The sequence below is a fragment of the Nostoc sp. PCC 7107 genome, from assembly GCF_000316625.1.
GTDB lineage: Bacteria > Cyanobacteriota > Cyanobacteriia > Cyanobacteriales > Nostocaceae > Nostoc_B.
Map to the genome: position 1 here is coordinate 4,047,491 of NC_019676.1, position 12,752 is coordinate 4,060,242.

The 12,752-nt window shown below is 42.4% G+C and carries 4 protein-coding genes; all 4 read left to right on the forward strand.

The features are described from left to right. The first annotated feature begins 49 nt into the window (after positions 1-49). Positions 50-4,612 carry a type I polyketide synthase gene (locus NOS7107_RS27380; RefSeq protein ID WP_015114260.1) on the forward strand — a complete coding sequence of 1,521 codons (4,563 nt, stop codon included), beginning with the start codon at positions 50-52 and terminating at the stop codon, positions 4,610-4,612. A gap of 46 nt (positions 4,613-4,658) precedes the next feature. Further along, positions 4,659-9,215 carry a non-ribosomal peptide synthetase gene (locus tag NOS7107_RS27385; RefSeq protein ID WP_015114261.1) on the forward strand — a complete coding sequence of 1,519 codons (4,557 nt, stop codon included), beginning with the start codon at positions 4,659-4,661 and terminating at the stop codon, positions 9,213-9,215. A 96-nt stretch (positions 9,216-9,311) separates the two neighbouring features. After that, on the forward strand, positions 9,312-10,952 hold the full coding sequence (panP, locus tag NOS7107_RS17390) for a pyridoxal-dependent aspartate 1-decarboxylase PanP (RefSeq protein ID WP_015114262.1): 1,641 nt from the start codon (positions 9,312-9,314) through the stop codon (positions 10,950-10,952). A gap of 42 nt (positions 10,953-10,994) precedes the next feature. Then, positions 10,995-12,749: a type I polyketide synthase gene (locus tag NOS7107_RS29860; protein WP_367579363.1), complete on the forward strand. Its 1,755-nt coding sequence runs from the start codon at positions 10,995-10,997 to the stop codon at positions 12,747-12,749. Positions 12,750-12,752 lie beyond the last annotated feature (3 nt).

Consider the following 12,752-nt stretch of genomic DNA (forward strand, 5'->3'; position numbering starts at 1 on the left):
AAAGTTTTAGAGAGTTATTGTGTGATTAATTTTTTTAGTATTTAAAATTATGAGCGTTAGTACATCATTAAATGGGTCAGAAATAGCGATTATTGGCTTATCGGGGCGATTTCCGGGAGCCAAAGATATTGATGAATTTTGGTATAATCTCCAAAATGGTGTAGAGTCAGTTTCTTTTTTTACTGACGAAGAACTTTTATCAGCCGGCATAAATTCATCTTTATTAAATGACCCTAATTATGTAAAAGCTCAAGCGATATTAGCAGACGCAGAATATTTTGATGCCGAGTTTTTTGGCTTTAATCCCAGAGAAGCTACAATTACAGATCCCCAACACCGTGTTTTTTTAGAATGTGCTTGGTCGGCTTTAGAAAATGCCGGGTATGATTCCCACAATTATCAAGGTGCAATTGGTGTTTATGCAGGTTCTGGAATGAACACCTACTTACTCAATATTTATTTAAATCAAAATATTATTGGTTCTGTCGATCCGCAGCAACTCGTTCTCGCTGGGAATAAAGATTTTTTAACCACTCGTGTTTCTTACAAACTCAACTTAGAAGGGCCAAGTTACGCAGTCCAAACAGCTTGCTCAACTTCATTGGTAGCTATCCACTTGGCTTGTCAAAGCTTACTCAATGGTGAGTGTGATATCGCCTTAGCTGGTGGTGTGGCTATTAATGCCTCTCGCAAAGACGGATATATGTACACCGAAGGAGGAATATTATCTGCTGACGGACATTGCCGTGCTTTTGATGCCCATGCCCAGGGATCTGTGGGTGGTGAGGGTGTGGGGATTGTCGTATTGAAGCGATTAGAAGATGCGTTGAGCGATCGCGATACAATTCATGCCATCATCAAAGGTTCAGCAATTAATAATGATGGGGCGTTCAAAGTCAGCTACACAGCACCCCGCATCGATACCCAAGCAAAAGTTATTAGAACCGCCCAAATTGTCGCTGAAGTTGAACCAGAAACTATCACCTACATTGAAACTCACGGTACAGCCACAGCTTTAGGCGATCCCATTGAAATTGCTGCCCTCACCCAAGCTTTCCGCACCAGTACCCAAACCACAGGCTTCTGTGCCATTGGTTCCGTCAAAACCAACATTGGACATTTAGATACAGCCGCAGGTGTGGCGGGGTTAATCAAAACCGTCCTCGCCCTCAAGCACAAACAAATACCCCCAAGTTTACATTATTCTGCCCCTAATCCAGAAATTGACTTTGCCAATAGTCCTTTCTACGTCAACACCAAACTGGCAGAATGGCAAACCAATAATATTCCTCGACGTGCTGGAGTTAGTTCCTTTGGGTTAGGGGGAACTAATGTGCATGTCATTCTCGAAGAAGCACCAGTATGGGAACAGGACAGGGAGCCGGGGAGAAAGTATCAATTGTTGCTTCTGTCTGCCAAAACAGCATCCGCACTAGAAACGGCAACTACAAATCTAGCTGATTATCTGCAAGCACATCCTGATTTAAATCTGGCTGATGCCGCTTACACATTACTCTTTGGGCGCAGAACTTTCGACTATCGGCGTGCGGTGGTTTGTCGAGATATTCCCGATGCACTCAAGGCACTGCAAAATTCCCAGTCAGTCGCCCAGAAAACTCAGGCACGTCCAGTTGCTTTTATGTTTTCTGGGCTAGGAACTCACTATGTTGATATGGCTTTGGAACTTTACCAAACTGAATCAACATTCCGCGTCTGTGTAGACGAATGTTGTGAACGCCTCAAACATCTGCTGGGGTTGGATTTGCGAGATGTTTTATATCCCAACAGAAACAGTAATCATAGCAACCAGCAAACACAAAAAAAGCTAGATTTGCGAAAAATGCTCGGTCGAGGAGAGCCATCAACCGATGTCGCCACGCAAAAACTCAACCAGACTGTTTTGACGCAACCAGCTATGTTTGTGATTGAATATGCGTTAGCTCAGTTGTGGATATCCTGGGGAATTTGCCCGACAGCAATGATTGGTTACAGCATTGGTGAATATGTCGCCGCCACTCTAGCCGAAGTTTTGTCGCTGACAGATGCTTTAACCTTAGTAGCCAGAAGGGCGCAGATGATTGACGAGTTGCCAGCTGGGGCGATGCTGGCTGTGCCGCTTTCCGAGTCAGAAATACAGCCCTGGTTGAATGAGAAGATTTCCCTGTCGGCGATTAACGGCGCATCATTGTGTGTGATTGCAGGTTTCCCCGATGAGATCGCCGAATTAGAACAAAAATTGAGCGATCGCAATTTAATAGGTAAGCGGTTACAGACTTCCCATGCTTTTCATTCTGTGATGATGGAAGCGATCGCACCGACTTTTGCGAATTTAGTTAACACATTCAGTCTCAATCCCCCAAAAATTCCCTATTTATCTAATGTTACGGGAACTTGGATTACCACTGAACAAGCCACAGATCCCACCTATTGGGTACAGCACCTTTGTCAAACAGTGAGCTTTGCCGATGGAGTCCAACAATTATGGCAAAAAGACAATCCCATTTTGTTAGAAGTCGGCCCTGGTCAAGCATTAATTAGTTTCGCATCCCAATGTCTCACCACTGACCAGCGAAATCAATCCTTAATGCTTCCCAGTTTGCGTTATTCCTACGAGCAGCAGTCAGATGTCGCCTGTTTATTACAGACATTGGGTCGCCTGTGGCAAGCTGGGGTTGCGGTAGATTGGTCTAGTTTTTATACCGATGCACCACGCCAACGTATCCCCTTACCCACCTATCCTTTTGAACGTCAGCGTTACTGGGTTGATGCCCATCCGACAGCTAATTTACTTTTGCGTTGCGCCCCAGGGGAGACATCCAACACAATAGACGGATTGAATCAAGATACTCAAACTACACCAACAACCAGTGCCACCGCCTATCTCAGACCAAATTTAGATAATGATTATGTAGCGCCTAAAACAGAAGTAGAGCAAATCATTGCCAATATTTGGCAAGAACTTCTAGGTATTGCTTCAGTAGGTATCGAAGATAGCTTTTTTGAGTTGGGCGGCGACTCTGTACTGGGTATTCAAGTCAGTGCTAGAGCTGCTAAGGCTGGTTTTCGGTTAACGCCCCAGCAGTTGTTTGAACATCAGACCATTGCCAAATTAGCAGAGGTGGTTAGCACCACTCAACTAGTCCAAGCTGAACAAGGTTTAGTTACTGGTTCCCTACCTCTGACACCAATTCAGCATAAGTTCTTTGAACGGAACATTTCACAACCGCACCACTGGAACCAGTCGATTTTTTTAGAAGCCCCAGCAACTATCGATCCAGGTGTATTGAAACAAGCTTGGCAGCAATTACTATTACATCATGATGCTTTGCGTCTGCGGTTTACCCCTTCAGAATCTGGTTGGCAAGCAGTAAATGGAGGGCAGGAAGAAATATCATTTACCCAGATAGATTTATCAGCATTATCAACAGTTGCTCAAGAACTGACAATTAAGACAACTACTGCGGAACTACAAGCTAGTCTCGATCTGTCAGCCGGGCCGATTATTCGGGTGGCGCTGTTTAACTTGGGTGTAAATAAATCCAGTCGTTTGCTGATTGTTGTTCACCACTTAGGCACAGATCCCGGTTCTTGGCGAGTTTTGATCGAGGATTTGCAAACAGCTTATCAGCAAATCTGCCAAGGTAACGCAGTTGAACTACCACCAAAGACAACTTCTTACAAACAATGGGCTTTGCGCCTAGAAGAATATGCACGTTCAGCCAATTTACAAAAAGCCCAAAATTATTGGTTGAGCGATCGCTACAAGCAAGTTTCTCCACTGCCGAGAGATTATGCTAATAGCATCAATAATATGGCATCAGAGCAAATTGTATCAGTCACACTCAATGCCCAAGATACTCAAGCTCTGCTGCAAGAAGTTCCCGCAACTTATCGCACTAATACCCAAGAAGTTCTCCTCACTGCTTTTGCTCAGGCTTCTGCACAATGGACAGAGGAAAAATTAGTATTAGTTGACCTAGAAGAAAACGGGCGGGAAGTTAGTACTAGTGGGATAGATAATGTTGATATTTCCAGAACTGTAGGCTGGATTACTACTACCTATCCTGTACTTTTAGATTTAGAAACAGCTGACAATCCTGGTGATGCTTTGAAAGTTGTTAAGGAGCAACTGCGGAGCATTTCTGGTCAGGGTATTGATTATGGAGTGCTACGTTATCTCCATCCCGATCGAGTGGTGCAAGAGAAAATGCGATCGCTTCCCCAAGCAGAAGTAGCGTTTCTCTATGTCGGTCAGTTGAGTAAAAGTTTACCGCCAGATTCTTTATTTCAATTAAGTGCAGATTCCCCAGAAGCCGCCAGCAGTTTGCAAGCCACTCGTCCGCATAAATTACATCTGATTGTGTCAGTTGTTGCAGGTGAATTACAACTCGATTGGTACTACAGCCAGAATGTACATCAACGTCAAACAATCGAAAAATTAGCAAATAATTTTGTCACAGCACTTCAGTCTTTAATCTTTCATTGTCAGTCCCGAACCACGGTGGAATACACTCCTTCAGACTTTACCGCAGCCAACATCAATCAAGAAAATTTAAACAATTTACTAGCTCAAATTGGGCAATCGGGTCACAAGCTGGGGACTAGTCCCTAATATTTTTACTCAGCACTCACAACTCAGCACTCAGGAGGAGTTCTTTATGAAACAAAATAATATTGAAGATATCTATGAACTTTCACCGATGCAGCAGGGTATGCTGTTTCACAAGCTGGCTGCACCAAATTCGGTGGTATATTTCGAGCAGAATTGCTTTACTTTAAAAACTCAGTTGAATATTGTTGCTTTCCAAAAAGCTTGGCAGCGTGTTGTCGATCGCCATCCGATTTTACGGACTGCTTTTTATTGGGATAATCTGGATAAACCTTATCAAGTTGTTTATCAGCAAGTAGAATTACCTTGGGAATTTCAAGACTGGCGACAATTATCTTTTTCTGAGCAACAACAGCAACTCAAAGCCTTCTTAAAAACCGATGGCGATCGCGGCTTTGAAATGTCGCGATCGCCATTAATTCGCCTGACATTAATTCAAGTGGCTGATGATACTTATGAATTTGTTTTCAGCTTTCATCACATCTTAATGGAAGGTTGGTCTTTAAACTGGTTATGGCAGGAAGTTTATGAGTTTTATCATGCCTTTTGTCAAGGACAAGATTTATATTTAGAACGCCCCCGTCCCTACCGTGAATATATTACTTGGCTCCAGCAACAAGACCTAAATCAAGCAGAGGCTTTTTGGCGGCAAAAACTCCAAGGTTTTACATTACCAACACCCATCAGTATCGGTAATATTTCGCCTAATTTTCCTGAACAGCCAGAAGATTATCACCGACACGAAGTCTTGCTGTCGGCGAATCTGACAGCTGCTCTCAAATCTTTAGCCCGCAAATATCAGCTAACATTAAATATTGTCATTAAAGGCGCTTGGACATTACTTTTAAGTCGTTATAGTCAAAAGTCAGATATAGTTTTTGGTTCGACATCTTCCGGACGACCAACAGCCTTAGTAGATGCAGAATCTATGGTGGGATTGTTTATCAATACCTTGCCCTTAAGAGTACAAGTTGATAGTGATGCTATTCTCACATCTTGGTTGAAAAATCTCCAAGCCCAAGAAGTAGAGATGCGGGAGTATGAATATAGCCCATTGCTGAAAATTCAACAATGGAGTGAAATACCTCGTGGTTTACAACTATTTGATAGTATTTTAGTTTTTGATAATGAATTAGTAGACTACAATCAAGGGGCGTTAGCAGAAAATATCGGAGTTGTTCAGTCTGAGTTATTGGGCGAATCGAAGTCATTTTTTGATTGGACAAACTATCCTCTTACTGTGGGGGTAGTGCCGAAATCCGATTCATTTAATTTGTCTATTTCCTACGATATTCGGCGCTTTGATAGTGATACTATAAGCCGGATGTTGGGGCATTTAGAAATGTTATTAGAGAGTTTTGTGGCTAATCCCGAAAGCAAATTGCGGGAATTGCCAATGCTGACTGCTCAAGATAATCAAATACTGCAAAAATGGAATCAGACAAACGCTGATTATGCCCACGATCAATGTATCCATGAATTGTTTTTAGCTCAGGTACAAAAAACACCTGATGCTGTTGCTATCGTTTTTGAAAATCAACAAATAACTTATCAAGAACTCAACACCAAAGCTAACCAATTAGCACATCAGTTGCGTTCTTTAGGTGTGAAACCAGAAGTTTTAGTGGGACTTTGTACCCAGCGCTCAATTGAAATGATCATTGGGTTATTCGCTATCCTCAAAGCAGGAGGAGCCTATGTACCTATCGATCCCACCTATCCGCAGCAGCGATTGGCAATGGTGCTAAATGATGCTGAAATCACAATATTACTGACGCAAGAATATTTATTAACTAAGCTACCAGCACATACAGCAAAGGTGATCTGCATAGACAAAGATGTTGATTGGCAATCAGCAACTTCAGAGCATCCTGTTAATCTAGCTACACCCAGCAATCTCGCCTATGTGATTTATACATCAGGCTCGACTGGCAAACCCAAAGGTGTCGCCATCGAACATCAGTCTTTAGTCAACTTTGTTCAAGCCGCGATCGCCGAATATCAAATACAACCCCAAGACCGGATTTTACAATTTGCTTCGATTAGCTTTGATACCGCTTGTGAAGAAATCTTTCCTTGTTTGCTCTGTGGTGCAACTTTGGTGTTGCGAACCGATAATATGCTAGTTTCCACAGCAACTTTCTGGGAAAAATGCCAACAGCATTCGATATCGGTATTAGATTTACCTACAGCCTTTTGGCATCAACTCACTGCTGAACTGACAACATTCAAGTTACCAGAATCACTGCGGCTAGTGATTATTGGCGGTGAAAAAGCCTTACCAGACAAGGTTAAAACTTGGCAACAGCACGTAGATTCACGCATACGTTTGATTAATAGCTACGGCCCAACAGAAACTACAGTAGTGGCGACAATTTGCGATTTAGCAAATCTCACAGGAGAAGTGCCGATTGGCAGAGCGATCGCAAACGTGCAGACCTATGTCTTAGATCCTGATTTACAACCAGTTCCCATCGGCGTTTGGGGCGAATTGTACATTGGCGGTGTGGGTGTGGCTAGGGGCTATCTGCACCAACCAGAACTCACACAGCAGAAGTTTATCCCCAATCCTTTTAGCAATCTACCAGATTCTCGACTTTATAAAACAGGCGATCGCGTACGCTACCGCAATGATGGTCAACTAGAATTCAATGGTCGGATTGATAACCAAGTCAAAATTCGCGGCTTCCGCATTGAGCTTGGAGAAATCGAGACGGCGATCAACGAACATCCAGCCGTCAGGGAAGCGATCGTGATTTCCCGCAAAGATCTGTCAGACTCTGAGCAGTTAGTAGCTTATGTAGTTGCTAATATATCTGATGTTGTCACAGAACAGTCATCAACATTTGATTTGAATAGCCAACAAGCCTCACAGTGGCAAGCAGTTTTTGATAACCTCTACAACGAGTTAGACTCAAACCAACAATCGGGTTTTTATATCAAAGGCTGGGAAAGTAGCTATACAGGCTTACATCTCCCTGATGCAGAAGTCCGCGAGTGGATGAATCAAACAGTTGAACGGATTTCTAATCTCAAACCCACCAAAATCCTTGAAATTGGTTGCGGTGGTAGCGGTCTGATGCTTTTACGCTTTGCGCCTCATTGTACACAATACTGTGCAACTGACATTTCACAAAACGCGCTGAATATTCTCCAGCAACAACTAAATCAGTTAGGACAAGATTTGTCAGGAGTCAGTTTCATCCATAAAGCCGCAGATGACTTTACTGGGATGACTCCAGATACTTTTGATGCTGTATTCATCGTCTCCGTTGCTCAATATTTTCCCAGTGTTGACTATTTATTTAAAGTCTTGGCAGGTGCTGTTAATGTAGTGGAGCCTGGAGGTTGTATATTTTTAGGAGATGTCCGTAATTTCAGCTTACTAGAGGCTTTTCACACTTCTGTGCAACTACATAAAGCACCAGCCTCTCTTGCTGTAGCCAATTTACAACAACAGGTGCAGAAGCAAATATTTGCTGAGAAACAGTTAGTTATTGATCCCGGCTTTTTCTTCGCTTTAAAACAGCATCTACCTCAGATTAGTCATGTAGAAATTCATCTAGAACGCGGGCAATTTCATAATGAGTTAACTAAATTCCGCTACGATGTGATTATTCACGTGGGAGAAGCAATTCCCACAGTCGATATTTCATGGTTAGATTGGCAACAAGATAAATTAACTCTTTCATCTGTCCGCCAATTACTAATAGAGAGTGAGCCGGATATTTTAGGAATTGCGAACATACCTAATGCTCGTGTCTTATCAGATGTCAAAGCTGTAGAATTGCTCCAGAACCCTGGAGATATCACAAATGTGGGAGAGCTACGCCAAGCAATCCAGACAATAGTTACAACTGGGGTAGATCCTGAAGAACTATGGGCTTTGAGTGCAGAATTACCTTATATTGTCGATATTAGCTGGTCAGCTGATAATGTCGATGGTCAATATCAAGTAGTCTTTAAAAAGCACACCGTAACATCACAACAGCCGATAGTGGTGGCTCCCCCTGGGAGTAAAACAACCATTAGCGCTCAGAGTTGGCATAATTTTGCTAATACTCCCCTACAGCAGATGTCGAATACTCAGATTGTGTCATTATTACGGCAGCATTTAGAAGCCAAGCTACCACAGTACATGATGCCTTCCGCATTTGTGGTTCTAGATGCACTCCCCTTGACACCTAATGGTAAAGTAGATCGCCAAGCCTTACCTACACCGGGAACGAAAAGACCGGAATTACAAGCCGCTTATCAACCACCCCAAACTGAGGTGGAAAAAACTATTGCTAATATTTGGCAAGAAATACTTAATGTTGGCGAAGTTGGAATCCATGACAATTTCTTTGAACTTGGTGGTCATTCCTTGCTGTTAATACAAGTGTATGGCAAGCTGCAAAAAGTATTTCAGCGAGATTTCACCATCGTTGATATGTTTGAATATCCGACTATTAGCCACTTGGCGAAATATTTTACTCAAGAACCTCAAGCAGAAACATCTGTTGTTCCACATTCTCAGCCATCAGAAAATAGAACAGCTTCGGTACAGCGGCGCAAACAAGTCAGGAAAGAGCATCGAGCCGCTACCAAGCAAAAAGATATTTAGCTGAATTCAGGCGATCGCCTGGAGAATGCTGAGTCAAACTACTAAACAAAGCACCCATTCTCAATCCCTCTCAGTTTCTTCATTTCACACTTCTTTATGACCTCCAGCAGCCAAGAAATACTCAACAAAAATTCCCTTTTTGAATCAGAACCAGCATTACATGATGATGTCGCCGGACAAGTCATGCAAATGTTCACTTCATTCGATCAGGTCAACTCCCTTGAGCAACAAATAGACGCAATTACTGAAAATATTTCTCAAGATTTCTTAAGCACTATAGACTCGAATACCAACATTGATCTAGATTTTCTATTAGAAAAGTTTTCTGATAGTCAAATTCCCGTTCACCCGACTAACTTTGAGAGCTATCTCAAATACATCAGTAACAATGTAGTGGCTCATTCTATCCATACATCTTCACCGCGATTTATCGGTCACATGACCTCTGCACTGCCTAGTTTTGTCCGCCCTTTAGCTAAACTCATGACGGCCATGAACCAAAACGCCGTCAAAATAGAGACAGCTAAAGCCCTGAGTTTTTGTGAACGTGAGGCCTTGGCGATGTTGCATCGGCAAATTTATAGTTTTTCGGAAGGTTTCTACGATCAACACATTCAAAATAACCTCAGTACATTGGGCATTTTAGTTTCTGGCGGTACGGTAGCAAATATCACAGCACTTTGGTGTGCGCGGAATGCTGCATTAGGGCCAAAAGATGGATTTCTGGGTGTCGAAAAGGAAGGTTTAGTAGCTGCTTTAGATGTTTATGGTTACACAGGAGCAGTCATTATTGGCTCTGACTTGATGCACTACTCCTTTGATAAAGCTGCGGATTTGATGGGGATAGGTCTCCATAGTTTGATCAGAATCCCGACGGACTGTCATAATCGCATTAACTTACAATTGCTGCGCCAAACTGTTACAGAATGTCGTCAGCAAAACTTACTGATTATCGCCATTATCGGGGTTGCTGGTACTACAGATTCTGGTGGCGTTGATGCTTTAGAAGAGATTGCAGAAATTGCCCAAGCCGCCAATACTCATTTTCATGTAGATGCTGCTTGGGGTGGGCCGCTAATTTTTTCGGAAAAATATCGCTATAAGCTGGCTGGGATAGAAAAAGCTGATTCTGTCACCATTGATGGTCATAAACAGCTATATTTGCCAATGGGTATCGGTATGGTCTTTTTCCGCGATCCTTATCTCGCTTCTGCGATCGAAAAGCAAGCCAGTTATACCATGCGAAAGGGGTCATTTGATTTAGGAAAACGTGCTTTAGAAGGTTCTCGCCCAGGTATGGCTTTATTGTTACACGCTGGTTTAAAGCTAATTGGGCTAAAAGGATACGAGTTTTTAATTAATGAAGGCATCCGTAAAACTCAATATATGGCTACTTGTATTGATGCGATGCCGGAATTTGAATTGTTAGCCGAACCAGATACAAATCTGCTCCTTTATCGCTATATTCCAGAGCATTTAAGAGAACTAGCAGCGAAAAGACAAATAACGAAAACTGACAATCAAATTATCAATAAATTCAATGAATCTTTGCAGAAGACTCAAAGACAAATTGGTAATAGTTTTATTTCCAGAACTATCAAAAAAAATCTCAATTCTGGCAATGAATTTCCTGTAGTTGCCATGCGGGCTGTGCTGGCGAATCCTTTAACTACCGAAGCCGATATTCTGGCAGTTTTACACGATCAAATCCAAATTGCCACCAAAATCACAATTTGAAATGTTCTAGAAGTCGCTGTTTAAATAATTCAACTGATAGAAATGGATAACTTCAATAATTCTCTAACTTTTAATGACGAAATAGCGATAATCGGGATGTCAGGGCGGTTTCCTGGAGCTAAAGACATCGATATTTTTTGGCAGAATTTGTGTAAAGGTGTAGAATCAATCTCTTTTTTTAGTGATGCAGAAGTAGTATCTGCTGGTGTCAATCCCGCTGTGATTAATGAGCCTAATTATGTCAAAGCCAGCGGTATATTAGATGATATAGAGTTATTTGATGCTAAATTTTTTGGTTTTTCTCCTAGAGAAGCGGAATTGACAGATCCACAACACCGCTTGTTTATGGAGTGTGTTTGGTCAGCTTTAGAAAATGCTGGCTATAATTCCGAAACTTATAGTGGCGCAATTAGTCTGTTCGCTGGTGTTGCCTTAAGTAAATATTTGCTGGCAAATTTATATCCGCATCGGGATTTAATGGAATCAGAAGACAGTATTACTATTGGCAATGATAAGGATTTTTTAGCAACACAAATTTCTTATAAATTAAATTTAAAAGGGCCAAGTATTAATGTTCAAACCGCTTGCTCCACATCATTAGTTGCTGTTCACCTCGCTTGCCAAAGTTTAATGAATGGTGAAAGTGATATTGCTTTAGCAGGCGGTGTTTCGATTGGAGTACCACAAACAACTGGTTATCTCTATCAACCAGGCGGAATTCATTCTCCTGATGGTCATTGTCGAGCTTTTGATGCTCAAGCACAAGGAACTAATGGTGGCAATGGTTTAGGTGTAGTAGTCTTAAAAAGATTGGAAGATGCGATCGCAGATGGTGATTGCATTCATGCTGTCATTAAGGGTTCAGCCATTAATAACGATGGTTGTTTAAAGGTGGGATACACTGCTCCTAGTGTGGAAGGTCAAAGAGAAGTAATTTTAGAAGCTTTAGCCTTAGCTGGTGTTGACCCTGAGACAATTACTTATGTAGAAGCACATGGTACAGGCACTATTTTAGGAGATCCCATTGAAATTAGCGCTTTGACCAAAGCATTTACAGCCCGCACCCAGAAAAAAGGATATTGTGCAATAGGTTCAGTCAAAACAAACATCGGACACCTCAACACAGCAGCAGGAATCACAGGCTTAATCAAAACAATCCTGTCACTCAAACACCAAAAAATCCCACCCAGCCTACACTTCCAACAACCAAACCCCGAAATCGACTTCGCCAACAGCCCCTTTTACGTCAACAGCCAATTAGCAGAGTGGGAAACCAACGGTACACCACGACGCGCCGGAGTCAGTTCCTTTGGAATTGGAGGAACCAACGCCCACATCATCTTAGAACAAGCACCAGACATTCAACCTTCCAGCCCCTCCCGTCCCTGGCAAATATTACTCCTATCCGCCAAAACCAGCACCGCCCTAGAAACAGCCACCATCAACCTAGCAACACATTTACAACAACACCCAGAAATTAACCTAGCTGATGTCGCCCATACTCTCCAAGTCGGTCGCAGAGCATTTGAACATCGTCGTATGGTAGTGTGTCGTAACACAGAAGATGCAGTCAAAGCCTTAACTTCTGCTGAACCACAACGGGTATTGACTCACCATCGTCAACCAACTCACTGTCCAGTCATCTTCATGTTTTCTGGACAAGGGGCGCAATATGTAGATATGGCGAAGGAACTCTACGAACAGGAAACCATATTTCAACAACAAGTAGATAATTGCGCTGCGATTTTGCAACCATATCTGGGGGATAGATATTCGTTCCCTACTATATCCCAGTAGCCA